General features: G+C 68.1%; 20 protein-coding genes and 1 pseudogene. 15 read left to right on the top strand and 6 right to left on the bottom strand.

Annotation, left to right across the window (positions count from 1 at the left end):
- The 3 genes and pseudogenes from AC1DEL_RS27120 to AC1DEL_RS27130 all read left to right on the top strand — a co-directional run.
- Positions 1–164, top strand: a pseudogene (locus tag AC1DEL_RS27120) (ABC transporter ATP-binding protein); the annotation flags it as partial.
- A gap of 21 nt (positions 165–185) precedes the next feature.
- Positions 186–1,073 (top strand): branched-chain amino acid ABC transporter permease, encoded by an 888-nt coding sequence (locus AC1DEL_RS27125; protein ID WP_092301874.1) that lies wholly within the window; start codon positions 186–188, stop codon positions 1,071–1,073.
- Positions 1,074–2,114: a branched-chain amino acid ABC transporter permease gene (locus AC1DEL_RS27130; RefSeq protein WP_477159233.1), complete on the top strand. Its 1,041-nt coding sequence runs from the start codon at positions 1,074–1,076 to the stop codon at positions 2,112–2,114.
- Here the strand turns inward: AC1DEL_RS27130 and AC1DEL_RS27135 are convergent.
- Genes AC1DEL_RS27135 through AC1DEL_RS27145 form a run of 3 tightly spaced genes read right to left on the bottom strand, consistent with a single transcriptional unit; the run spans position 2,091 to position 4,527 of the window.
- A complete protein-coding gene (locus AC1DEL_RS27135; protein ID WP_477159234.1) occupies positions 2,091–2,726 on the bottom strand; it encodes a flavin reductase family protein in 636 nt (211 codons plus the stop codon). The genes AC1DEL_RS27130 and AC1DEL_RS27135 overlap by 24 nt on opposite strands.
- A gap of 12 nt (positions 2,727–2,738) precedes the next feature.
- Positions 2,739–3,548 carry a GntR family transcriptional regulator gene (locus AC1DEL_RS27140; RefSeq protein WP_441593739.1) on the bottom strand — a complete coding sequence of 270 codons (810 nt, stop codon included), beginning with the start codon at positions 3,546–3,548 and terminating at the stop codon, positions 2,739–2,741.
- 4 nt (positions 3,549–3,552) lie between these two features.
- Positions 3,553–4,527 carry a polysaccharide deacetylase family protein gene (locus tag AC1DEL_RS27145; protein WP_441593741.1) on the bottom strand — a complete coding sequence of 325 codons (975 nt, stop codon included), beginning with the start codon at positions 4,525–4,527 and terminating at the stop codon, positions 3,553–3,555.
- Between the two features lie 253 nt (positions 4,528–4,780).
- On the opposite strand from AC1DEL_RS27145, the gene AC1DEL_RS27150 reads away from it, so the two are divergent.
- The 8 genes from AC1DEL_RS27150 to AC1DEL_RS27185 all read left to right on the top strand — a co-directional run bounded on the left by AC1DEL_RS27150 (position 4,781) and on the right by AC1DEL_RS27185 (position 14,883).
- Positions 4,781–5,956, top strand: a complete 1,176-nt coding sequence (locus AC1DEL_RS27150; protein WP_092301862.1) for an ABC transporter substrate-binding protein — start codon at positions 4,781–4,783, stop codon at positions 5,954–5,956.
- 187 nt (positions 5,957–6,143) lie between these two features.
- Positions 6,144–7,022 carry a branched-chain amino acid ABC transporter permease gene (locus tag AC1DEL_RS27155; RefSeq protein WP_092301859.1) on the top strand — a complete coding sequence of 293 codons (879 nt, stop codon included), beginning with the start codon at positions 6,144–6,146 and terminating at the stop codon, positions 7,020–7,022.
- Positions 7,019–9,628 carry a branched-chain amino acid ABC transporter ATP-binding protein/permease gene (locus AC1DEL_RS27160; RefSeq protein ID WP_477126453.1) on the top strand — a complete coding sequence of 870 codons (2,610 nt, stop codon included), beginning with the start codon at positions 7,019–7,021 and terminating at the stop codon, positions 9,626–9,628. The genes AC1DEL_RS27155 and AC1DEL_RS27160 overlap by 4 nt, the downstream gene beginning before the upstream one ends.
- A 7-nt stretch (positions 9,629–9,635) precedes the next feature.
- A complete protein-coding gene (locus AC1DEL_RS27165) occupies positions 9,636–11,246 on the top strand; it encodes a gamma-glutamyltransferase family protein (RefSeq protein WP_477110874.1) in 1,611 nt (536 codons plus the stop codon).
- 218 nt (positions 11,247–11,464) lie between these two features.
- The gene (locus tag AC1DEL_RS27170; RefSeq protein WP_092301853.1) at positions 11,465–11,683 is read left to right on the top strand and encodes a hypothetical protein; all 219 of its coding nucleotides are present in this window, start codon (positions 11,465–11,467) and stop codon (positions 11,681–11,683) included.
- A gap of 78 nt (positions 11,684–11,761) precedes the next feature.
- Complete coding sequence (locus tag AC1DEL_RS27175; RefSeq protein ID WP_477126458.1) at positions 11,762–13,231, top strand: MFS transporter; 1,470 nt, start codon at positions 11,762–11,764, stop codon at positions 13,229–13,231.
- 55 nt (positions 13,232–13,286) lie between these two features.
- The gene (locus tag AC1DEL_RS27180) at positions 13,287–13,583 is read left to right on the top strand and encodes a helix-turn-helix domain-containing protein (protein ID WP_092301847.1); all 297 of its coding nucleotides are present in this window, start codon (positions 13,287–13,289) and stop codon (positions 13,581–13,583) included.
- Positions 13,576–14,883, top strand: coding sequence for a type II toxin-antitoxin system HipA family toxin (locus tag AC1DEL_RS27185; protein ID WP_092301844.1), 1,308 nt, complete (start codon positions 13,576–13,578; stop codon positions 14,881–14,883). Before AC1DEL_RS27180 ends, AC1DEL_RS27185 begins: the two co-directional genes overlap by 8 nt.
- A 35-nt stretch (positions 14,884–14,918) precedes the next feature.
- Here AC1DEL_RS27185 and AC1DEL_RS27190 read toward each other — a convergent pair whose 3' ends face one another.
- Both AC1DEL_RS27190 and AC1DEL_RS27195 read right to left on the bottom strand, forming a co-directional pair.
- Positions 14,919–16,412: a patatin-like phospholipase family protein gene (locus tag AC1DEL_RS27190; RefSeq protein WP_477126454.1), complete on the bottom strand. Its 1,494-nt coding sequence runs from the start codon at positions 16,410–16,412 to the stop codon at positions 14,919–14,921.
- A gap of 2 nt (positions 16,413–16,414) precedes the next feature.
- Entirely contained in the window at positions 16,415–17,134 is a 720-nt protein-coding gene (locus AC1DEL_RS27195; protein WP_092301838.1) for an SDR family NAD(P)-dependent oxidoreductase, read from the bottom strand.
- A gap of 199 nt (positions 17,135–17,333) precedes the next feature.
- Between AC1DEL_RS27195 and AC1DEL_RS27200 the strand changes: the two genes are divergently transcribed.
- Complete coding sequence (locus AC1DEL_RS27200) at positions 17,334–18,206, top strand: EamA family transporter (protein WP_477126455.1); 873 nt, start codon at positions 17,334–17,336, stop codon at positions 18,204–18,206.
- Between the two features lie 13 nt (positions 18,207–18,219).
- Here the strand turns inward: AC1DEL_RS27200 and AC1DEL_RS27205 are convergent, their stop codons facing one another.
- Positions 18,220–18,804, bottom strand: coding sequence for a GNAT family N-acetyltransferase (locus tag AC1DEL_RS27205; RefSeq protein WP_092301883.1), 585 nt, complete (start codon positions 18,802–18,804; stop codon positions 18,220–18,222).
- A 100-nt stretch (positions 18,805–18,904) separates the two neighbouring features.
- Between AC1DEL_RS27205 and AC1DEL_RS27210 the strand changes: the two genes are divergently transcribed.
- The 3 genes from AC1DEL_RS27210 (at position 18,905) to nirB (ending at position 23,647) form a co-directional block, all read left to right on the top strand.
- The gene (locus AC1DEL_RS27210; RefSeq protein ID WP_477126456.1) at positions 18,905–19,384 is read left to right on the top strand and encodes a winged helix-turn-helix transcriptional regulator; all 480 of its coding nucleotides are present in this window, start codon (positions 18,905–18,907) and stop codon (positions 19,382–19,384) included.
- A 342-nt stretch (positions 19,385–19,726) separates the two neighbouring features.
- Positions 19,727–21,049 carry an MFS transporter gene (locus AC1DEL_RS27215; RefSeq protein WP_092301832.1) on the top strand — a complete coding sequence of 441 codons (1,323 nt, stop codon included), beginning with the start codon at positions 19,727–19,729 and terminating at the stop codon, positions 21,047–21,049.
- A gap of 36 nt (positions 21,050–21,085) precedes the next feature.
- A complete protein-coding gene (gene nirB / locus AC1DEL_RS27220; protein ID WP_477159235.1) occupies positions 21,086–23,647 on the top strand; it encodes a nitrite reductase large subunit NirB in 2,562 nt (853 codons plus the stop codon).
- Positions 23,648–23,654 lie beyond the last annotated feature (7 nt).

Raw genomic sequence — 23,654 nt, forward strand, 5'->3', positions numbered from 1 at the left:
GGCTACACGGCTACACGGTGGTCATGGTGGAGCAGAACTTCCGCTTCGCCGCGCCGCTGGCCGACCGCTTCTACGTGATGGAGCACGGGCAGATCGTCGAGCGCTTCGCCGCCGCCGAACTGCAGGCCAAGATGCCGGTGCTGAACGAACTGCTTGGCGTGTAGACACAAAGGGAACCGCATTTCATGACTTTCGATATTGGGATTCCCCTGCCGGCGCTGATGTCCCAGCTGCTGCTGGGGCTCGTCAACGGTGCGTTCTACGCGATGCTGAGCCTTGGGCTGGCCGTCATCTTCGGCCTGCTCAACGTGATCAACTTCGCCCATGGCGCGCTGTTCATGCTCGGCGCCGTGCTCGCCTGGGCCGGCATGGAGTACGCCGGCCTCAACTACTGGGTCATGCTGGCGCTCTCGCCGCTGGTGGTGGCCGTGCTCGGCGTGGTCATCGAGAAGACCATGCTGCGCTGGATCTACAAGCTCGACCACATCTACGGCTTGCTGCTGACGCTCGGCATCACGCTGGTGATCGAGGGCGTGTTCCGCTCGATCTACGGCGTGTCCGGCCTGCCCTACTCGCCGCCGGACGCGCTGCAAGGCGCCACCGACCTCGGCTTCATGATCCTGCCGAACTATCGCGGCTGGGTCGTGGTGGCCTCGCTGGTGGTCTGCTTCGCCACGTGGTTCGTCATCGAGAAGACCAAGCTCGGCGCCTACCTGCGCGCCGGCACCGAGAACCCGAAGATGGTGGAAGCGTTCGGCGTGAACGTGCCATTGATGGTGACGCTGACCTATGGCTTCGGCGTGGCGCTGGCCGCCTTCGCGGGCGTGCTGGCCGCACCGGTGGTGCAGGTCTCGCCGCTGATGGGCCAGAACCTGATCATCGTGGTGTTCGCAGTGGTGGTGATTGGCGGCATGGGCTCGATCATGGGCGCCATCCTCACCGGCCTGGGCCTCGGCGTGATCGAGGGCCTGACCAAGGTGTTCTATCCGGAAGCGTCCTCCACGGTCGTGTTCTTCATCATGGTGATCGTGCTGCTGCTGCGTCCCGCCGGTCTGTTCGGGAAGGAAAAATAAATGCTGGATTCGCAAAACCCCCGCGGCCGCGCCGCGCTTTACGGCATCGCGCTGCTCGTCGTGGCGCTGGCGCCGATGCTCGGCGCCTACCCGGTGTTCGTGCTCAAGGTGCTGTGCTTCGCACTGTTCGCCTGCGCCTTCAACCTGCTGATCGGCTACACCGGCCTGCTGTCCTTCGGTCATGCGGCCTTCTTCGGCGGCGCCGGCTACGCGGCCGGTCACGCCATGAAGGTCTGGGGCGTGACGCCGGAACTGGGCCTGCTGATCGGCACCGCCGGCGCCGCCGTCACGGGCTGGGCGATGGGCGCGCTGGCCAWCCGTCGCCAGGGCATCTACTTCTCGATGATCACGCTGGCGCTGGCGCAGATGCTGTACTTCTTCTGCCTGCAGGCGCCGTTCACCGGTGGCGAGGACGGCATCCAGGGCATTCCGCGCGGCAACCTGTTCGGCCTGCTGCCGCTGGGCGACGACCTCGTGCTGTATTACGTGGTACTCGTTATCGTGGTGGCGGCGTTCGCGCTGATCGTGCGGATCATCCATTCGCCGTTCGGCCAGATCCTCAAGGCCATCAAGGAGAACGAACCGCGCGCCGTGTCGCTCGGCTACGACGTAGATCGCTTCAAGCTGGCCGCCTTCGTGCTGTCGGCGGCGCTGTCCGGGCTGGCCGGCTCGCTGAAGGCGCTGGTGCTCGGTTTCGAGACGCTGACCGATGTGCACTGGTCGATGTCCGGCGCCGTGATCCTGATGACGCTGGTGGGCGGCCTCGGCACGCTGACGGGCCCTATCGTGGGCGCACTGGTGGTGATCGCGCTGGAGAACAAGCTGGGCGACCTCGGCACGTTCCTCGCCAGGCTCACCGGCTTCGACTGGTTCAACACGCTCGGCGAGTCCGTGACGATGGTGACCGGCGTGATCTTCGTGATCTGCGTGCTGACGTTCCGGCGCGGCATTGTCGGCGAGATCATCGCCAAGGCGGCGCAGTGGCAACAGCGCCGCCGTCCCGCCGCGCCGCTCGGTTCACATCTCGTCGATCGCGGTTGAGGCCGTGACCACGCCGGCCTCTTTCTCCAGCGAGAAGCGGTCGCGCGTGGTCACGTAGAAGCTGGCGCCGAAACGCCCCACGGGGAAGTAGTCCTGCAGGCGCACGCGCCAGGGTTCGGTGTCGATCAGSCCGTCSCGCGCRTGCAGGCGCAGCACGCGGCCGATGAAGATCTGGCGGCTCGCGGTCTCCAGCGTCTCCCACAGCGTGCATTCGAACGCGACGGGCGCCTCGGCAATCCGGGGCACCGCCACCTGGGTGCACGGCGCCGCCGTGAGGCCCACCCGTGCCAGTTCGCTCACATCGGGCGGCAGCCGTTCGCCGCAGCGATGCATCTTCTCGGCCATGGCCTCGTCGCTGAGGTGCACCACGAACTCCTTCGTGCGCACGATATTCGCCGCCGTGTCCTTCAGCGCGCCGTCGCCCAGGCGGTTGACGCTGATCATCACGATCGGCGGCTCCTCTCCCAGCATGTTGAACATCGAGAACGGTGCGGCGTTGGCCGTGCCGTCTGGCCCGAGCGTGGTCACCAGCGCGATGGGCCGGGGCACGATCAGACTCGCCATGAGCTTGTAGCGCTGGTATTCGGTGATGGCGTTGAAGTCGATTTCCATGGGGTGTTCCGGTCAGCCCTTGCTGGTCTTTGGCAATCCCAGCATCTGCGCCAGGCTCTTCTCGCCCTGCATGCGCGAGGTTTCGATCCGTTCCTCGAGTTCGCGCAAATGGGCTTCCATGCGCGCGACGGCGCCGGCCGCATCGCGGGCCTCGATGCAGGCGACGATGGCCGCGTGCTCGTCGTGCTCGCACGGCGCGTGGCCGGGCGGCTCGTAGAGGCCCACGATCAGCGAGCAGCGCGAGACCAGTTCGGTCAGGTAGCGTTGCAGCACCGGGTTGCGTGCCAGCGCCGCAATGCGCAGGTGGAAGCCGCTGGCCAGCCGCGCCCACGAGGGCTGGTCGAAGCGGTGCATGGCGTCGTGCTCCTCGGCCAACTGGCGGCGCAGGTCGCGCAGATCGGCTTCGGTCACACGCGTGACGGCGAGTTCCACCAGCACGCGTTCCATCGCCCGGCGGGCCTCGAAGATCTGGCTGGTTTCCTCGGGCGTGGGCTCGGCGATCACCGCGCCCTTGTTCGGCCGCAGCGCCACGATGCCATCGTGGGCCAGCTTCTCCAGCACCCGACGCACCACGGCACGGCCCACGCCGAACAGTTGGCACAGCTCCGGCTCGGGCAGCTTGGTGCCCGGCGTCAGCCGATGGTTGAGCACGCCGTCGAAGATGGCCTGATAGATGCGCGTATCGGCGTCGTCGGCGGTCTCTTCCTCGATCGGATCGACGGGCTTGACGGTCTCGGAAGTCCGCTTGGCGGCGGCCTTGGCGGCCGCGGGCTTCCTGGCAGCTTTGGTGGACATGACTTCGGTCAGGGAAACGATGGCCATGATATTAGCGTGAAGGGGTCACTGCGACAGGGTCCACGGCATCCATCGCGTCGCAGATCGCACCCGGCGTGGTCAGCCAGACCTCGCCATGGGAGCGCCGCGCCGCGATATGCGCCAGCGCCCGGCGCAGGTGCCGCAGCCGGTACGGCTGGCCCACCAGGTAGGGATGCAGCGCGATGCCCATCACGAGCGGCTGCGGGTGCTGCGGATCGTTGGCCTGCGCCAGCATCTCGTCGAACTGGTCGATGATCATGTCGGCGAAGGCGGCACCGTCGAGGTGGCGCGCGATGATCATCGGGATGTCGTTCAGTTCCTGCGGATAGGGAATCGACCACAGCGGGCCGCCGCGCGTGGCCATGCGCACCGGGCGGTCATCGTGTGCCCAGTTCAGCGTGTAGCGGTAGCCAGTCTCGGCCAGCAGGTCCGGCGTCACCATCGTCTCGGAGATCCACGGCGACAGCCAGCCGCCCGGCGCCCGCCCACTATGCGCCGCGATGCGCTCCCGGCAGTGCACCAGCAGCGCCCGCTCGCCCGCTTCGTCGAACTCGCTTTGGCGATGGGCATTGGTGTGGCCATGGCCGATCAGCTCGTCGCCGCGCGCCAGGCAGGCGTCCAGCACTTCGGGACAATGGTCATAGAGCGCGGTGTTCAGCAGCACGCCGGCCGGCATCTCCAGCCGGTCGAACAACTCCAGGCAGCGCCACACGCCCACGCGGTTGCCGTACTCGCGCCAGCTGTAGTTGAGCACGTCCGGCTGCGGCGAAACTGGCCCGAGGTTCGCGCCCAGCCCCTCGCCAAAGGCGAAGTGCTCGATATTGAAGCCGAGGTAGACCGCCAGCCGCGCGCCATTGGGCCAGCGGAACGGGTCGGCGTCGGTAATCGGCCGGTACGGAAAGCGGCCATGGTCGCGCAGCGGGCCGAAGGTGGGAAGCCCGGCGGTGGCCTGCGTGGCCGCCAGCGGACTCGGGTTTTGCGTCATGGAGGGATGCCTCTCATCAAATGTGCCCCGCTTTGGCTCATCGCGCACCGGATTCGTGCGACATGAACCATGACGGATCGTATGCAGCCAGGTTTGCAGATCGTTCGCAAAATGCGGGCCAGATCGTCTGCATCTTGACGTGTCAATCGCTCCGGGATCATTTTCGGTTTTGTCGACGGATTGGCACGGCTCTTGCGAGCCGGGTGGATCGAAGCACCCATCCCCCATCGATCCGCCCATCCGGAGAACTGCCATGTTTCGTCCCCAACGCCGCGCCCTCCTCGCGACCGCCGCCGCTGCCTGCGTCATGACGGCGCTGCCCGCCCAGGCCGCCGACACCATCAAGATCGGCCTGATCACGGCGTTGTCCGGCCAGTCGGCGCGCGCCGGCGAGTCGCTGACGCGCGGCATGACCGTCGCCATCGACGAGATCAACGCCAAGGGCGGCCTGCTGGGCGGCCGCAAGCTGGAACTGGTGCGCCGCGACGACGAGGGCAACCCGGCCAAGGGTGTGCTGGCCGCGCGCGAGCTGATCTACAAGGAGAAGGTGGCCGTGCTGTTCGGCGGGCTCGACACGCCGGTGTCGATGGCCATCGTGCCGATCGCCAATCAGGAGAAGGTGCCGTTCATGGGCCCGTGGGCCGCCGGCACGCCGATCACGCGCAATGGCGCCAACCCGAACTTCGCCTTCCGCGTGTCCGCCGTGGACGAGGTCGTGGACAAGGCGATGCTCCAGTACGCCCAGAAGACCTTCAACGCCACCAAGCCCGGCCTGATCCTGGTGAACAACCCGTGGGGCGAGTCGAACGAGAAGGGCATCGTCGCCGCGATGGCCGCCAAGGGCGGCAAGCCGGTGGGCGTGGAGAAATTCGAGGCCAATGACGTGGATGTGGTGCCCCAGCTCGGCCGCCTGAAGGCCGCCGGCGCCGACGTGCTGCTGATGGTGGGCAACGTAGGCCCGTCCGCGCAGGTGGTGAAGTCGCTGGACCGCATGGGCTGGAAGGTGCCGGTGGTCTCCCACTGGGGCCCGGCCGGCGGCCGCTTCACCGAACTGGCTGGCCCGAACGCCAAGAACGTCCACTTCGTGCAGACGTACAGCTTCTTCGGCGCACAGACCCCGGTCAGCACGCGCGTGGTGACCGACCTCAAGGCAAAGTACAGCGACATCAAGGGCCCGGACGACATCACCCCGGCCGTGGGCGTGGCCAACGCCTACGACGCCACGCAGCTCGCTGCGCTGGCGATTGCCAAGGCCGGCAGCACCAAGGGCGATGCCATCCGCGAAGGCTTCTACAAGATCGACCGCTACGAGGGCTTGATCAAGACCTACGTGAAGCCGTTCTCCCCGACCGCGCATGACGCCCTGAGCGAAAACGACTACGTCTGGGCGCAGTTCATCGACAACCGCATCGTGCCGGTGGCGAAGTAAGACAGGCGCTTCGTAGAAGCAATATCGATCGTTCAAGCGCCTGCCCTCTCCCCCGCCCCTCTCCCAGAGGGAGAGGGGAGAACACCGTCGGTTTGCTCCCCTCTCCCGCGTGCGGGAGAGGGGCCGGGGGAGAGGGCCGGCGCATCGTCGCGCGATATCGATTGGCAAGCAAAATCAAGGATTCACCATGCTTTGGATCTCCGCCCTCATCAGCGGGCTCGGCCTGGGCAGCATGTATGGCCTGATGGCCCTGGGCTTCCACATCACCTACGCGGTGTCCGCCACCGTCAACTTCGCGCAGGGCAGTTCGATGATGCTGGGAGCAGTGCTGACGTACAGCTTCGCGCAGACGCTCGGCTGGCCGATGCCGCTCGCCATCGTGCTGGCCCTCGGCCTGTGCGCGCTCTACGGGCTGGCCGTGGAATTCCTGGCCGTGCGCCCGTTCGCGAGCCGGGGCTCCAATGCGTGGCTGATGGCCACCGTCGCGCTCGGCATCGTGCTCGATAACCTGGTGATGCTCGCCTTCGGCACCGAGCCGCGCAGCCTGCCCTCCCCGCTCGCCGCACAGTCCGTGCAGCTGGGCGATACCGGCGTCGGCGTCTATCCGCTGCAACTGGTGATTCCCGTGGTCGGCCTCGCGCTGGCGGCCGTGCTGCACTACGTGCTGCGCCGCTCGCGCTGGGGCGTGGCGATGCTGGCCGTGGTGCAGAACCGCGACGCCGCGCGCCTGATGGGCATTCCCATCCGCCGCACCATCGCCGGCGCGTTTGCCATTTCCACGCTGCTGGCCGGCATTGCCGGCGTGCTGATCGCGCCGCTGTTCAACGTACAGGCGGACATGGGCACCGTGTTCGGCCTGAAAGCCTTCGCCGTGGCCATTCTCGGCGGGCTCTCCAGTGCCTGGGGCGTGATGATTGCCGGGCTGATCTTCGGCGTGGCCGAGGCACTCATCACCGCATCACTGGGCTCCAGCTACACCCAGATCATCACGTTCGCGCTGGTGATTGCGCTGCTGGCCCTGCGGCCGGACGGCCTGTTCGGACGCGCGGAGGTACGCAAGGTATGAACGATTCGATGGTTTCTTCCAATCCGTCCGCCCCGCCGGCTTCCCCTGCGCCGCTGGCCCGGCCGGCGCGCGCCGCCGCCCCGCTGCTCGGGCTGGGCACGCCACTCCAGATCCTCGCCATGCTGGCGGTTCTGCTGGCCGCCGGCGGGCTCGTGCTGTCGCTCAACGGCTATTTTGTCTTCGTGATTGCCGGCGTGGCGATGCTGGCCATCTGCGGCGTGGGCCTGAACCTGCTGCTCGGGCTCACCGGGCAGGTGTCGTTCGGCCATGTCGGCTTCTATGCGATCGGCGCGTACACGGTCGCCATCCTGACCGGCCAGGCCGGCTGGAGCTTCTGGGCCGCGTGGCCGGTGGGCGCGCTGATCGCCGCGCTGCTGGGCGGCCTGCTCGCCCTGCCCGCGCTGCGCGTGAAGGGCCCCGGCCTGGCGATGGTCACCATAGCCTTCGGCTTTATCGTCGAGCACGGCGCCGTGGAGTGGCGCGCGCTGACCGGCGGGCAGAACGGCCTGATGGGCATCGCGCAACCGTCGTTGCCCGGCGTGGAAGGCGGCGAGCGTGCACTGGCGCTGATCGCGCTGGCCGTGCTGGGCGTGGCGCTGGCCGCCTATGCCCGCATCGCACGCGGTAGCTGGGGCGCGGCGATGCGCGCGGTGCGTGACAGCGAAACCGCTGCGGCGTCGATCGGTGTCAATCCGCTCGTGGTCAAGACCGTGGGCTTCGCGTTCTCCGCCGCGCTGGCGGGGCTGGCTGGCGGGCTGTTTGCGCCGCTGCAGGGCATGGTCACGCCGGGGATGTTCTCGTTCCTGCAATCGATCCTGTTCGTGCTGGTGGTGATGATTGGCGGGGCGGGCACGGTGGTCGGCCCGGTGGCGGGCGCCGTTGTGGTTGGCCTGCTGCCCGAGTTGCTGTCCAGCCTGGAGAACCTGCGCCTGCTCTGCTTCGGCATGCTGTTGCTGGTGGTGCTCTGGGTGGCGCCCACGGGCATGGTGGGCGTGGTGACGGACCTGCTGCGCCGCCTGCGGCCGGCCCGCGCGGCTGCCGCCCATGCTTCCGTGGCTGGCGCGCAGCTGCCGGTGCGACCGGAGGAGACGCGCCGGGGCCTCTCGGCGCTCGGCCTGTCGATGGTGTTCGGCGGCGTGCGCGCCGTGGACAACCTGTCGTTCGATCTGCCGCCGGGTCAGGTGACGAGCCTGATCGGGCCGAATGGCGCCGGCAAGTCCACCGTGCTGAACATGCTGTCCGGCTACTACCGTCCGCGCGAGGGCGGGCGCCAGCTTGGCACGGCGCCGCTGCCGGCGCGCGGCGCCTGCGACAGCGCCCGGCAAGGCGTCGCCCGCACCTACCAGACCACGCAGCTCTTCGCCGGCATGAGCGCCACGGACAACGTGGCCATCGCGCTGACCAAGGGCCGCCTCGGCACGCTGCTCGGCATCGCCGGTTTCACCGCCCCCGCCGTGCGCGAGGAAGCGCGCGCACTGCTGGCCGCCTGCGGCTACACCGGCGACCCGGACGCCAGCGCCGCCGATCTGGCCCACGTGGACCGCCGCCTCGTGGAAATCGCCCGCGCACTGGCTACGCGCCCCGCCGTGCTGCTGCTGGACGAACCGGCCGCCGGCCTCTCGCGCGAGGACAAGGCCACGCTGGGCCGCCTGCTGCGCAAGATCGCCGATAGCGGCGTGGCAGTCGGTCTGGTCGAACACGACATGTCGCTCGTGATGGATGTCTCCGATGGCATCGTCGTGATCGATGCCGGCCAGCGCCTGGCCGTGGGCACGCCCGAGGCGATCCGCACCGATCCAGCCGTGCGCCGCGCCTATCTGGGCGACGCCGCCAACGCGCCGGCTCGCAAACCCTCGGCCAGCCAGCCGGTGGGTGGCGCGCCGCTGCCGGAAGTGCTGGGCGTGAGCGCGCTGCGCGCCGGCTATGGCGCCGCGCCGGTCCTGCACGATGTGGACCTGCAAGTGCGCGAGGGCGAGATGGTCGCGCTACTGGGCGCCAACGGCGCCGGCAAGTCCACGCTGATGCGTGCGCTGGCGGGCCTGCATCGCCCGGTGCAAGGCGGCATCACGTTCGACGGGACCGACCTCGCCCGGCTCGACGCCGCGCGCATCGCCGCGATGGGCGTGGTACTCGTGCCGGAAGGCCGGCAGGTGTTCCCGGAGCTGTCCGTGCTCGACAACCTCCGCCTTGGCGCCTTCCCGTCCGGCCCGCTCCCGCGCGTGGAGATGATGCGCCGCGTGGAATCGATGTTCGCCCGCTTCCCGCGCCTGCGTGAGCGCCAGCACCAGCGCGCCGGCCTGCTTTCCGGCGGCGAACAGCAGATGCTGGCCGTGGCGCGCGGGCTGATGTCGCAGCCCACCGTGCTGCTGCTCGACGAACCGTCGCTCGGCCTCGCGCCGAAGGTCATCGACGAGCTGTTCGCCTCGCTCGATACGCTGCGCGAGGCCTCCATCACCATCCTGCTGGTCGACCAGATGGCCGCGCTCGCGCTGTCGCTGGCGGACCGCGCCTATGTGCTGGAGGAAGGCCGCGTCGTGGCCAGCGGCCCGGCCGACGAACTCGCGCGCGACCCGGCGCTGGTGCAGGCCTATCTGGGAGGACATTGAACCCACGATGACGCCAAACCCGCATACCCCCGCCCTCGCCCCCAATCTCGCCCATTCCCGCGAGGGCATGGTCACCAGCCCGCATGCGCTCGCCAGCGAGGCGGGTCTCGAGATCCTGCGCGATGGCGGCACCGCCATCGAAGCCGCCATCGCCATCGGCGCCACGCTGGCCGTCACCTATCCGCACTTCACGGGGCTGGGCGGCGACGCCTTCTGGCTCATCAGCGACCGCGCGGGCAACGTGCGCACGCTGTCCGGCATCGGCCAGGCCGCGCAGGCGCTGCCGGCGTTTGGCGAGTCGATTCCCACGCGCGGCCCGGGCGCCACGCTGACCACCGCCGCCACGGTCGATACCTGGGACCGCGCCTTCACCATCAGCCGCGACACCTGGGGCGGCCGGCAGGACTGGTCCGCGCTGTTCCGCCGCGCCATCGCCTACGCGCACGAGGGCTTCCCGGTCACGCCATCGCAACATTTCTGGCAGAACTTCCGGGCCGATGAGCTGGGCAACTGGCCCGGCTTCGCACAGACCTTCATGCCCGATGGTGCAATCCCGGCCATCGGCACGACATTGCGCCAGCAGGCGCTGGGCCGCAGCCTCGAACGCATCGCCAGCCATGGCGCGCGCGAGTTCTATGAAGGCGAGCTGGCCGAGCGCATCGTCGCCGGCCTGCGCGCCGTGGGCTCGCCGTTGCGCATGGCGGACCTTGCGCGTACCGCCGCGCGCGACGCGCTGCCGCTGCGCGTGCCCTATCGTGGCGGCGAGCTGCTGAGCCTGCCGCCGCCCACGCAGGGCGTGACCACGCTCCAGATCCTCGGCATCCTCGATCGATTCGACCTCACCGGCATCGCCGAGGGCAGCGCGGACTACTACCACCTGCTGGTGGAGGCCGTGAAGGAGGCGTTCATCGAGCGCAACCGCTACGTGGCCGACCCCGAGTTCGTCGACGTACCGGCCGAAGCGATGCTCGCCCCCGCGCGCCTGGACGCCATGGCCGCGCGCATCGACCCGGCGCGCGCGCTCGACTGGCCGCACGTCTACCAGCACGGCGACACCGTCTTCCTGAGCGCAGTGGACCGCGAGGGCCGCTGCGTGAGCGTGCTCCAGACCGTGTATTTCGACTGGGGCAGCGGCGTGATGGCCGGCGATACCGGCATCCTGTGGCACAACCGGGGCGCGGCGTTCAGCGTCGATCCCACCCATCACAACGCGATTCAACCGGGCAAGCGTCCGTTCCATACGCTGAATCCGGGCATGTATCTCAAGGACGGGAAGCCGCGCCTGCTGTACGGCACGCAGGGCGCCGACGGCCAGCCGCAGACGCTGGCCGCCGTGCTCACGCGGCTGATCGACTACGGCATGGACCCGCTCACGGCGCTGGCACGGCCCCGCTTCCTGCTCGGCCGCACCTTCTCCGATGCCGCCGACAGCCTGAAGCTGGAAGCCGACGCTGGCACGGACGTGATCACGGCCCTGGCACGCCGTGGCCATGAAGTGAGCGTCATTTCGCCGCAGAGCCCGCTGGCGGGGCATCCGGGCGTGATTGCCATCGGCGAAGACGGCGCGCTGGCGGGCGCGCACGATCCGCGCAGCGACGGTGTGGCGATGGGCGTGTAACACGGCACGGTGGGGATGTATCGGCTTTGTATCGGTGTGGAACCCACCCCGGCGGGGCTCGTCAAAGCAATGACTGTCGCGAACTGTCGACCTCCGATCACGATGCGTTGCAGCGTGAAAGCCGGGCCGCGATAGTCCACAATCCCTAACGGAGGCCGCTACTGCCAGGCGACCCCCGAGTCCCCAGCAACCGCTCCCCTCTCGCCAAGGAGAACACCGTGCTGAGCCCACACGAACTGGCCACGCTGATGCTGATCGGCAACGGCCCCCATACCCGCTCCGATACTGCGGACGCACGCGAGATCGATCCCGTCGACCTCGATGCACTCGTCGCCCGCGAACTCGTTACCCTGCAAGCCGAACAAGGCCGACGGCCTTGCCCTCAAATCACTGCCCATGGCCGCTCGATGCTGAAAGCCGTCGGCCGGGAATGCTGAACCTTTCGCACTGACCTGACCGCTGACCGCTGGCGGCATCAATGGGATGCCGCCGGTCGATAGCCATCGGAGACGCTTATCGCCGGCTGGCAGTCTGACATCCCCGCGCGCCTCGACCGCCTGCCCTGGTCCGCCTGGCACTGGCGCGTGGCTCTCGCCCTCGGCATTGCCTGGGTGCTCGACGGGCTGGAGGTCACCCTCGTCGGCTCCGTGGGCGCCGTGCTGGAGCGGCCCGACACGCTCGGGCTCTCCGCCTCGCAGGTCGGCTGGACCGGGTCCCTATATATATTAGGGGCCGTCACCGGGGCGCTCGTCTTCGGCCGCATGGCCGACCGCCTGGGCCGCAAGCGCCTGTTCCTCGCCACGCTGTTCGTCTACATGACGGCGACGCTGCTGACGGCGTTCTCGCCGAACTTCGCGTTCTTCGCGCTGTGCCGCTTCCTGACCGGGCTCGGCATTGGCGGCGAATACGCGGCCATCAATTCCGCCATCGACGAACTGATCCCGGCGCGCGTGCGGGGGCGCGTCAACCTTGCCATCAACGGCAGCTTCTGGCTCGGTGCGGCGCTGGGTGCGGGGCTGAGCCTGGTGGTGCTCGATCCGCGCGTGCTCGGCCCGGTCTGGGGCTGGCGCGCCTGTTTCGCGCTGGGCGCGGTGCTGGCGGTGGCSATCGTCCTGATCCGSCGCCACGTRCCCGAAAGCCCGCGCTGGCTGGCCACGCACGGCCACCGCGCGGAGGCGGAGCGGGTGATTGCCGGCATCGAGGCCGAGGTGGCCGCGCGCCACGGCCCGCTGCCGCCGCCGGACCCCGCCGCGCACGTGGCCTACGCGGGCCGGCCCGTGCCGACCGTGCGCGAGATCGTAGGGCTGCTGGTGCGGCGCTACCGCACGCGCAGTGTGGTCACCTTCGCGCTGATGGTGGCGCAGGCCTTCTTCTACAACGCCATTTTCTTCACCTACGCGCTGGTGCTCACGCGCTTCTACGGCGTGGCGGAGGAACGCGTGGCGCTCTATATCTTCCCGTTCGCCATCGGCAATGCGCTCGGCCCGCTGATCCTGGGGCCGCTGTTCGACCGCGTGGGCCGCCGCAAGATGATCGCGGTGACCTATGTGCTGTCCGGCATCGGCCTCGCCGCCACAGGCTGGGCGTTCATGGAAGGCTGGCTGGACGCGCGCGCGCAGGCGCTGTGCTGGTCGGCGGTGTTCTTCCTGGCCTCGGCGGCGGCCAGCTCGGCCTACCTGACGGCGAGCGAAGTCTTTCCGCTCGAAATGCGCGCGCTGGCCATCTCCATCTTCTACGCGGTGGGCACTGGCACGGGCGGGTTTATCGCCCCGGTGCTGTTCGGCATGCTGATCGAGACCGGCAGCCGGGGGGCGGTGGCCGTGGGGTACGCCATTGGCGCGGCGCTGGTGATCGTGGCGGGATTGCTGGCGCTGCGGTTCGGCGTGGATGCGGAGCGGCGCCCGCTGGAGCACATCGCCCCGCCGCTCGGCTCGGAGGCGGATATTATGTCAATCCATAATAAAGATCGACAAATGATGAAATAGCATAATTTTGGGACGACTGCTATGCTATGACATAACACCACCCTCGGTTTGACCTATGTCCTCCTTCGCCGCCCAGTTGGGCCAGCTTCGCAAGGCGCGCGGCCTCTCGCTCGGCGCTGTCGGCCGTCTGATCGGCATGGCGGCACCCAACCTGTCGGTGGCCCTGAGCGGCAAGCAGGATGTGCGCGGATCAACACTTGAGGCCATCGCCACCGCCCTCGACGCCGAGTGGGTCCTCGTACCGCGCGAGCATCTGGCCGAAGTCCAGCGCACCGTGAGCGGCAAGGCCACCGGCCCGGACCGCGCCGCGCCCACCTCGGTCGACCTGCTGCTCGGAGACGCCGATGCCTGACGGCCTGCGCCCGCGCTATCTCACCGTCCACCTGCACAACATGCTGTGCGGCTATCTTTGCGAGGCCGGCCGCACCACGCGCTTCGTGCCGGGCGAAGCCTTCCGGGGCGATGCCGGACGGCCGACGCTGAGCCTCTCGCTGACGATTCCGGGCAACGAGGCGCTGACCGCCACGATCCTCGCCAACCCGTTCCATCCCGCGCTCTACAACACCCATGGCGAGCTGCCGCCTTACTTTGCCGGCCTGCTGCCTGAGGGCGAGCTGCGCCGGCGGCTGGAAGCCACGCGGCACCATCCGGACGACCGCGACGACTTCGGCGTGCTGGCCGCAGCCGGCGAAGACCTGCCCGGCGCGCTGATCGTCCGCCCGGCGGACATTGACGCCCTGCCTGACACCGTGCGCACCGTGGGCGTGACCGGCGGCGCGGACAACCTGGAAATCGCCGTGGTGGAAGGCGCCACCGAGGGCGCGGCATCGGTGTCCGGCGTGCAGAACAAGCTCGCGCTGTCCACCGCGCACGCCGGCAAGCGTTACACCATGCCCACCCACGGGCGGCTGTCGGACCTGATCGCCAAGCTGCCGGCCCGCAACGACGACAGCCAGATCTTTAACGAATATGTGTCGATGCAGCTGGCGCAGGCGGCCGGCGTGGCCGTGGCGCCGTGCAAACCGCAGCCGCTGGCGACCATCGACGTACCCGGCCTGGCCGAAGCGCTCGGCGCCGACCTGCACTTCCTGGCCGTGGACCGTTTCGACCGCGAACCCGGCGGGCGCGTGCATGCGGAAGACGGCTGCCAGGTGCTGACGCGTATGCCCTCGCGCAAGTACGCCGGCAACGACGCCTACGTGGCCATCGTCCGCCTGCTGGAGCGGCTCAGCGTGCGCGGCATCGAGGACGTGCGGCAGTTCTTCATGCGGCAGGCCGTGAACACGCTGATCGGCAACAGCGACGCCCATCTCAAGAACTTCTCTTTTCTGTATCGGAACGGGACCATGCCCGAGCTGTCGCCCGCCTATGACATCGTCAGCGTGGCGGCGCTGTCCGGCTTCGCGGCCTTCGGCCAGAACGTGGCCATCGACGGCCTGCAGCGCAAGCAAACCCTGGAGACCTACCGCGACTTCGCCCGCGAGGCCAAGATCGCCGAGCGCATCGCGCTGGCGGCCGTGAAGGACGCCGTCAGCCTGGCCCGCGAGCGCTGGCCGGCCCTGCTCGACACCCTGCCCACGCCGCCGGCCATGCGCACCGTGGTGCTGGAGCGGCTGGAGACGCTGCCGCTGGCACGGCTGGCCCGGCGCTGAGGGCTTCCCCGGAAGGCTTCCCCTGAAGGCGTCCCCTATCGCCCCGTGGCCGCTGCAGCGTCGGCCTTTTTCGGATCGGCGACGATGGTCGCGCCGGCATCCTTCAGCAGCCGCTGGAAGTCCGGCGAGGTCATGATGATTTTCCCGGCCGCCGCACGCAGGCGGTCGACGGCCTCGGGCGGCAGGGAGAACGATGTGGGAAGTTCATTGAGGTAGGCCAGTTCCTCCTTGTCCTCCAGCCGGGCGAACGACACGTCGATGGCGTAGATCGTCGCGTCTGGCGTGCGTAGCGCACGGGCGACCCCCGCATCCTTGTTCGCAGCGAACGCCGCCGAGCGGCGCACCTCGCCCATGGCCCGCCAGCGCGCCTGACTGTCCTTCAGCAGTTCGGTCGCCTCATAGGAATAGTGGTCGATCGGCACGCCGGCAGCTTTCACCAGGATTTCGATCATGCCCGGCGGAGATTCGGACTTGTCCCATTCCGTCTTGGGCACGGAAAGCGAATTGACGACAAAGACCACGATGTGGCGCACCTGATCGAGCGGCGTCTGGAGGCCGACCAGATGCAGCGCTTCCATGAGTTCCAGGGTATCCAGCACGCTGCGCATGCCGAGGTTGTCGGACACGCCGCCATCCACCACATGGAGATAGGGTCGGTTGATGCTGTCGCCAAACTCCGCCTCTTCCTTGATATGGCGACTGGCGCGCGCGGCGGGCCGGGGCGGCTCGCTGTCATGGATAAACGGCTGGATCCAGTCCGGCGGCGTGTAGTGGCAATTGCCGCCGTAGTTGTTCAGGGTGATCGGCGTGAGCACCACCGGCACGGCGGACGAGGCCGCCGCCGCCCGCGACAGCCGCACGGCGTTGAGGTCCGAACACAGCACATCGAACGTGGCCTGCGTAAAGGGCAGGCGCGCGCCCGTGGTGATATCGGTGGCCGAGGCCACGATAAACGGGCCCTGCCCCCGGTTGAGGTCGCCGAACGTCGCCCCATTGAACAGGATTTCATCGTAGAGGTCCGCCGCCAGTTCCGAGCGGCCCCATCCGCTCGACCACAGGGATGGCCAGTAGGCCGGATTGAAAGTCCGTCGCGTGATCGTGCCTTGCACATCGCGCTTGAGGAAACGCTGCTCGTAGTCATCGAACAGCTTTTCGCCGTAGAGCCCATAGGCCAGCGCCGTAAAGCTGCCGCCCGACACCCCGGTCACCACGCTCACATGATCGAGCAGGCGCGACTTGCCGCGCGGCCCGACGACTTCCGTGTTGCGCAGGAACTCCAGGACGCCATACGAAAAGGCCGCCGCGCGGGTCCCCCCGCCCGAAAAGGCCAGGATGACGAGGTTTTCCTTGCTGGCCGCGAACTGGGGCCGCGTAAAGAATCGATAGCCGGCATTCTGGTCTGCCTGGGCGATCGGCGGATTGACTGGCCGGCTCGCACAGCCGCCCAGCAGGAGGGACAGGCCAGGCAGGAGCCAGAACGCAAGCGCCAGCCATATGGAGGTGACGGGGGTGGCGGGGGTGTTCTTCATCCCTAGCTCAGCCCATCCAGCACAAGATGCTGCCCGTGGATCGCCTGAGCGCCATCGGAGGCCAGGAACGCTACCGCACGCGCTGCCGCGCCAGTAGACACCCAGAGCGTATGCTCCGCCGCCGGCATGGCATTGCGGTTGGCCGGCGTGTCCAGGATGCCCGGGGCGATGCTGTTGACGTTGATGCCCGCCGCGCGCACCTCGCGCGAGAGGCTTTCCACCAGCCGCTGCAGGGCGCTCTTGGACGCGCTGTAGGCCCCCATCGTGGCCGCGCCGGCCGTGGCGCCGCGCGCCGAGACGGCCACGACCTTGCCGCTGCGCTGGAACATCATCGCCGGAATGAAATGGCCGGTCACGGCGACGAAGGACCACGCGTTCAGATCCATCATCCGCAGCCAGGATTCCCGGCTCAGCGTGTGGGTGGGCTCGCCCATTTCGAAGCCGCCGGCCACGTGGACCAGCACGTCGACCGCGCCGAAGGCATCGAGGATGGCCGCCGCCACCGGCGCCATGGCCGTGTCGGACGTGACGTCGGCCGCGTGGAGCAGCATGCCGTGCTGCCCGGGCTCCGGATGGGCAAACACGGTTTGCAGGTGCTGCAGGTCACGGTCGATCAAGGCCAGCCGGGCGCCCTCGGCGGCGAAACGGCTGGCCACGGCGCGGCCCAGCGCCCCGGCGGCGCCGGTGATCACGACATGACGGGGAGGTGCGGTCGCATCCATCGATGGCTCCATGAAAGTTGCCCTTCCACCATAGAACCCGCGCGGCTGGACCGCAAAATGTTGCCGCGCGCAAAACTGTACAGCGCCGGCTGCGCCCATCTGTGCATGGCGGGCCACAACCGGCTCGGGCATGATGCGGCTCCGGCCATGCCGGCGGGCGTCGCGCGGCGCCCGGCACCACACTGTTCCAGGACCCGAATTGCCGCTTACCCGCCTCAAACAAAGTCAGACACTGCTGGCCGTGCTGGCCCTGATCGGCTCCATGGCCTCGCTGTGCGTGGGCACGTCGTTCGCCAAGAGCCTGTTCGGCGTCCTGGGCGCCCAGGGCACCACGGCGCTGCGGGTAGGATTCTCGGCCCTGATCCTGCTCTGCGTCTGGCGGCCGTGGCGTTTTCCGCTCACGCGCGCCAATGCCCGCGCCATCGCGCTATACGGCGCCGCGCTGGGCGCCACGAACCTGCTGTTCTACATGTCCCTGCGCACGGTGCCGCTGGGGCTGGCCATCGCCATCGAATTCACCGGGCCGCTGACCGTGGCCGTGCTGTCCTCGCGCCGGGCGATCGACTTTCTCTGGATCGGCTGTGCCGTGACGGGCCTGCTGTTGCTGCTGCCGGTCGGGGCGACCGCGACCCACCTGGACCCGGTGGGCATCGGCTATGCGCTCGCAGCCGGGGTGGGCTGGGCGCTCTATATCGTATTCGGGCAGATGGCGGGCAATGCGCATGGCGGCCAGGCCACCTCGCTCGGGCTGACCATGGCCGCGCTGGTGACGCTGCCGTTCGGACTGGCCCATGCGAGGACGACGATGTTCAGCCCGTCGCTGCTGCTGGCCGGGCTGGCGGTGGGGCTGCTGTCGAGCGCGATTCCCTATTCGCTGGAGATGGTGGCGCTGAAACGCCTGCCGCGCCGCACCTTCGGCATCCTGCTCAGCATGGAGCCGGCCATGGGCGCGCTGGCCGGGCTGGCCTTCCTGCATGAGCAGCTCACGCCGCTCCAGTGGGTGGCGATTGCCGCGATTATCGTGGCGTCGATCGGCTGTACCGCGACCTCCCGGCGCCAGGCGCCGATCTGACTTACCACCTGATTTAGTTAGCGGCGAACCAGTCGCGCGGGAGCCATTCGGCCGAAGGGGCCGGGGCCTTGCGCGGTTCGGCCAGCGTCAGAGTCACTTCGTGGAGCAGGCTGTCCTCGGGATTGCGCCGCGTGGCAAAGCCGCAATCGCGCATGATGGCCAGCATGCGGCGGTTTTCGCTGAGTACGTCGCCCCGCATGCCTCGCAGGCTGGCGGCGCGGGCCAGTTGCTGGAGCCGCTGGATCAGGCGCCGGCCCAGTCCCTGGCCCTGCCAGTTGTCCGCGACCACCACGGCCAGTTCGGCCTGCCCCTCTTCATTCACCACATATTCGGCATTGGCGACGATGACCTCGCCGAAGGTGACGACCAGCGCCACATCATGGTTCTGGCGACTCACGAACTGCGCGAGCGTCTCATTCGCCACCGGGCCGCCGGTCAGGAAGCGGTAATAGCGGCTTTCGCGCGACAAACCATCCACAAACGTGCGCAGACGCCCGTGATCGGACGCCCGGGCGGTGCGCAGCGTAACCTGCACACCGCCCCGCACGGTCCAGCTTTCTTCACTGATGGTTGCTTGCGCGTCGCGCTGCTCGTTCATCCACTTCATGACGCGCTCCTGACTACGTTTTATGTAGCCAGGAGTATAGGCGATACCCTGACTTTTGCAAACGTAGTTAGGGTGCTATGCTGGATTCACCATGACCGAGCCTACCCATCCCGCCCTGCTGCCTTGCTCCATCGCCGCCACCCTTTCCCTGATCGGGGAAAAGTGGACGATGCTTATCTTGCGCGATGTGTTTTCCGGGGTGCGACGGTTCGACGATTTCCTCCAGCGCCTGCAGTGCTCGCCGGCCGTGCTGTCCGCGCGGCTCAAGACCCTGACTGAAGCCGGCCTGCTGCGCCGGGTCAGCTATAGGGAACCGGGCGAGCGCGAACGCTTCCAGTACCACCCGACGCGCGCCGCCGTGGACCTGCTGCCGGTGCTGGTCGGCCTGATGCAATGGGGCGACGATCACCTCGCGCCCAGCGGCCAGGGGCCGGCGGAGGTTCGCTCGAAGCTGTCCGGCCTCAAGATCCGCGCCGCACTGATCGATGAATCGGGGGCCCAGGTCGCGCCGAACGACATGCAGTTGCTCTCCCCCTACGCCGTCACGCCAGACACCCGCAACCGGGGCTGACCGCCTTCCCCACTCCCGGTTGCGCCCTCCCCGCGCGCACCGTGCGGAATCATTGCACTGCACCATCCCCGTGCCCACGCCCCATGCTGGCGCCGCACCATGATGCATAAACGTGCATCAATCGCCGCTTTTCGTCCGAAAACTGGCTTTCCACGCGCCTGATACGTCCCAATCCCGGCTGGCACAACGCTTGCGATAAAGAGCACGGGCTGGTCAACGGCGACCTGCCCACCCCACATCAAACGCCGGCTATTTCATGTAGCCGAGCGTCAGGACAACGGCGTCCCCAGAACTGGCTTCTTGCCAGCCTCTCGGGACGCCATTTGTTTTTGGAGCCCAAGCATGAACGGTAAAGCCACCCGGATCGACCTGCTGAGTCTCAAGACTCCGCAGATGCGCGCCTTCCACCTGACCTGGATGGCGTTCTTCGTCTGCTTCTTCGCGTGGTTTGCCTGCGCACCGCTGATGCCGGTGCTCAAGGGCGAGTTCGGCCTCACGCCGGGCCAGATCGCCAATATCAATATCGCCGCCGTGGCGGTGACCATCATCGTGCGCCTGATCATCGGCCCGCTGTGCGACCGCTTCGGCCCGCGCAAGACCTACACCGGCCTGCTGGCCATCGGCGCGCTGCCGGTGCTCGGCGTGGCGCTGGCGCAGAACTACGAGACCTTCCTGTTCTTCCGCCTGCTGATCGGCGCGGTGGGCGCGAGCTTCGTCATCACGCAGTACCACACCTCGGTGATGTTCGCGCCGAACGTGGTGGGCACGGCCAACGCGGCGTCGGCCGGCTGGGGCAATGCCGGCGGCGGCGCGGCGCAGGCGGCCATGCCGCTGCTGCTGGGCGCGATCCTGATGATTGGCGTGGACCACACGCTCGGCTGGCGCCTGGCGCTGGTGGTGCCCGGCGTGCTGATGCTGATCATGGCCGTCGTGTACTGGAAGTTCACGCAGGACTGCCCGGAAGGCAACTACTCGGACCTGCGCGCACGCGGCGTGGCGGTCAGCGGCGCTAAAGGTGGAAAAGGCGGCGGCGGCTGGGCCAGCTTCAAGGCGGCCAGCGCCAACTACCGCGTCTGGCTGCTGTTCATCACCTACGGCGCCTGCTTCGGCGTGGAGATCTTCATCCACAACGTGGCCGCCACCTTCTACGTGGACCACTTCGGCCTGTCGCTGTCGGCCGCCGGCATGGCTGCGGCGAGCTTCGGCCTGCTGGCGCTGTTCGCCCGGGCGCTGGGCGGCTATGTGTCGGACCGCTTCGCCCGCCGCCGCGGCCTGGACGCCCGCTCGATGGTGCTGTTCGTCTTCATCCTCGGCGAAGGGCTGGGCCTGCTGTGGTTCGCGCAGGCATCCAGCGTCACGCTGGCCGTGGTGGCCATGCTGATCTTCGGCCTGTTCACCCACATGGCCTGCGGCGCCACATACGCGCTGGTGCCGTTTATCGATCGCAAGGCGCTGGGCGGCGTGGCCGGCATCATCGGCGCTGGCGGCAACGTGGGCGCGGTGGCAGCCGGCTTCCTGATGAAGGGCCTGGGCGACCTGCAGCAGACCCTGACCTACCTCGGCGTGGCCGCCACGATCGCCGCCGTGTGCGCCATCGCCGTGCGCTTCAGCGCCGAGCACAAGGCCCAGGAGCAGGCCCTGTACGACAGCGCGCTGGCCAACTGAATTCGCATACGAAGAACCCCGGACAAGGAAAGCATCATGAAAATCATCATCGTCGGGCACGGCATGGTCGGCCACAAGTTCCTGGAATGCCTGGCGGATGCCGGCGCGCAGGACCTCGAAGTGACGGTGCTGTGCGAGGAGCCGCGCCCCGCGTACGACCGCGTCCACCTCTCCGAATTCTTCGCCGGCAAGTCCGCCGAAGACCTCTCGCTGGTGCCGGCCGGCTTCTTCGAGCAGCACAACAACATGCTGCTGCGCCTGAACGCCAAGGCGGCGGCCATCGACACCGCCGCGAAGACCGTCACCACCTCCACCGGCGAAACGCTGGCCTACGACAAGCTGGTGCTGGCCACCGGCTCCTACCCCTTCGTACCGCCGCTGCCGGGCAAGGACCGCAAGGACACCTTCGTCTATCGCACCATCGAAGACCTGGAAGCGATGCGCGAATGCGGCAACCGGGCCAAGACCGGCGTGGTCATCGGCGGCGGCCTGCTCGGGCTGGAATGCGCCAAGGCGCTGCGCGACATGGGCCTGGAGACCCACGTGGTGGAGTTCGCCCCGCGCCTGATGGCCGTGCAGGTGGACGAAAGCGGCGGCCGCATGCTGCGCCAGAAGATCGAGGAGCTGGGCGTCAAGGCACACACCGGCAAGAACACCAAGGAAATCGTCGATGGCGTGGAAGGCACCCATCGCATGAACTTTGCCGACGGCACGCACCTGGACACCGACATGATCGTGTTCTCGGCCGGCATCCGCCCGCGTGACGAACTGGCGCGCGAGAGCGGCCTGGCCGTGGGCGAGCGCGGCGGCATCGCCGTCGACAACAACTGCCTGACCTCCGACCCGCACGTCTACGCGATTGGCGAGTGCGCGCTGTGGCAAGGCAAGATCTACGGCCTGGTGGCCCCTGGCTACGACATGGCCCGCGTGGCCGCCCGCCACCTGCGCGGCGAGGCCGCCGAGTTCGCCGGCGCCGACATGAGCACCAAGCTCAAGCTGATGGGCGTGGACGTGGCCAGCATCGGCGACCCGCACGGCAACGTGCCGGGCAGCCGCTCGTACCAGTTCATCGACGAGCGCAAGCAGATCTACAAGAAGCTGGTGGTGTCCGACTGCGGCAAGTACCTGCTCGGCGGCGTGCTGATCGGCGATGCGGAGGAATACGGCACCCTGCTGCAGATGATGCTGAACCGCATCGAGCTGCCCGAGTCGCCCGAATTCCTGATCCTGCCGTCCTCGGACGGCCAGGCCAAGCCGGCGCTGGGTGCCGACGCGCTGCCGGACACCGCCCAGATCTGCTCGTGCAACAACGTCAGCAAGGGCCAGATCTGCGCCGCCGTGGGCGATGGCGCCACCAGCATCGGCGCGCTGAAGACCTGCACCAAGGCCGGCACGGCGTGCGGCGGCTGCGTGCCGCTGGTCACGCAGATCATGAAGGCCGAAATGAAGAAGCAGGGCATGACCGTCAACAACCATGTCTGCGAGCACTTCCCCTACTCCCGCCAGGAGCTGTACCACCTCGTGCGCGTGGGCAACTTCAAGTCCTTCGAGGACCTGCTGGCCGCGCACGGCAAGGGCCTGGGCTGCGACATCTGCAAGCCCACCGTCGCCAACATCCTGGCCTCGTGCTGGAACGACTTCGTGCTCAAGGAAGAGCACGCCAGCCTGCAGGACTCCAACGACTACTTCCTGGCCAACATCCAGAAGGACGGCACCTACTCCGTGGTGCCGCGCATGCCGGGCGGCGAAGTGACGCCCGACGGCCTGATCGCGGTCGGCCAGGTGGCCAAGAAGTACGGCCTCTACACCAAGATCACCGGCGGCGCGCGCGTGGACATGTTCGGCGCGCGGCTGGAAGAACTGCCGATGATCTGGGAGGAACTGATCGCGGCCGGTTTCGAGTCGGGCCATGCGTACGGCAAGTCGCTGCGCACGGTGAAGTCCTGCGTGGGCTCCACGTGGTGCCGCTATGGCGTGGATGACTCGGTCGGCCTCGCCATCGAGATCGAGAACCGCTACAAGGGCCTGCGCGCCCCGCACAAGATCAAGTTCGGCGTGTCCGGCTGCACCCGCGAATGTGCCGAGGCGCAGGGCAAGGACGTGGGCATTATCGCCACGGAACGCGGCTGGAACCTCTACGTCTGCGGCAACGGCGGCATGAAGCCGCGCCACGCCGAACTGCTGGCCGGCGACCTGGACCACGACACGCTGATCCGCTACATCGACCGCKTSCTGATGTTCTACATCCGCACGGCAGACCGCCTGCAACGCACCAGCACCTGGCGCGACAACCTCGAAGGCGGCCTGGACTACCTGAAGTCGGTGGTGATCGACGACAAGCTGGGCGTGGGCGCCGAACTCGAAGCCGAAATGCAGCACGTGGTGGACACCTACGAGGACGAGTGGAAGAAGGCCGTCACGGACCCCGAGACCCGCAAGCGCTTCCGCCACTTCGTCAACAGCGACCTGCGCGACGACAACCTCGTCTTCCTGGAAGAGCGCGGCCAGGTCCGCCCGGCCACGCCCGAGGAACGGAACTTGCAGCGTTCACGCCTGAGCCACATCCCCGTGGTTGCCGTGCCCGCAAAAGCAGCCTGATAAAAGG

The sequence above is a fragment of the Cupriavidus sp. 10L43_2 genome (assembly GCF_056395265.1).

What these genes read in the sequence shown, in the direction of transcription:
- AC1DEL_RS27180 (WP_092301847.1), top strand. Translation starts at nt 13,287, where the DNA reads ATGTCCTCCTTCGCCGCCCAGTTGGGCCAGCTTCGCAAGGCGCGCGGC.
- AC1DEL_RS27165 (WP_477110874.1), top strand. Translation starts at nt 9,636, where the DNA reads ATGACGCCAAACCCGCATACCCCCGCCCTCGCCCCCAATCTCGCCCAT.
- AC1DEL_RS27155 (WP_092301859.1), top strand. Translation starts at nt 6,144, where the DNA reads ATGCTTTGGATCTCCGCCCTCATCAGCGGGCTCGGCCTGGGCAGCATG.
- AC1DEL_RS27190 (WP_477126454.1), bottom strand. Translation starts at nt 16,412, where the DNA reads ATGAAGAACACCCCCGCCACCCCCGTCACCTCCATATGGCTGGCGCTT.
- AC1DEL_RS27210 (WP_477126456.1), top strand. Translation starts at nt 18,905, where the DNA reads ATGACCGAGCCTACCCATCCCGCCCTGCTGCCTTGCTCCATCGCCGCC.
- AC1DEL_RS27140 (WP_441593739.1), bottom strand. Translation starts at nt 3,548, where the DNA reads ATGGCCATCGTTTCCCTGACCGAAGTCATGTCCACCAAAGCTGCCAGG.
- AC1DEL_RS27185 (WP_092301844.1), top strand. Translation starts at nt 13,576, where the DNA reads ATGCCTGACGGCCTGCGCCCGCGCTATCTCACCGTCCACCTGCACAAC.
- AC1DEL_RS27160 (WP_477126453.1), top strand. Translation starts at nt 7,019, where the DNA reads ATGAACGATTCGATGGTTTCTTCCAATCCGTCCGCCCCGCCGGCTTCC.
- AC1DEL_RS27205 (WP_092301883.1), bottom strand. Translation starts at nt 18,804, where the DNA reads ATGAACGAGCAGCGCGACGCGCAAGCAACCATCAGTGAAGAAAGCTGG.
- AC1DEL_RS27215 (WP_092301832.1), top strand. Translation starts at nt 19,727, where the DNA reads ATGAACGGTAAAGCCACCCGGATCGACCTGCTGAGTCTCAAGACTCCG.
- AC1DEL_RS27125 (WP_092301874.1), top strand. Translation starts at nt 186, where the DNA reads ATGACTTTCGATATTGGGATTCCCCTGCCGGCGCTGATGTCCCAGCTG.
- AC1DEL_RS27145 (WP_441593741.1), bottom strand. Translation starts at nt 4,527, where the DNA reads ATGACGCAAAACCCGAGTCCGCTGGCGGCCACGCAGGCCACCGCCGGG.
- AC1DEL_RS27150 (WP_092301862.1), top strand. Translation starts at nt 4,781, where the DNA reads ATGTTTCGTCCCCAACGCCGCGCCCTCCTCGCGACCGCCGCCGCTGCC.
- AC1DEL_RS27195 (WP_092301838.1), bottom strand. Translation starts at nt 17,134, where the DNA reads ATGGATGCGACCGCACCTCCCCGTCATGTCGTGATCACCGGCGCCGCC.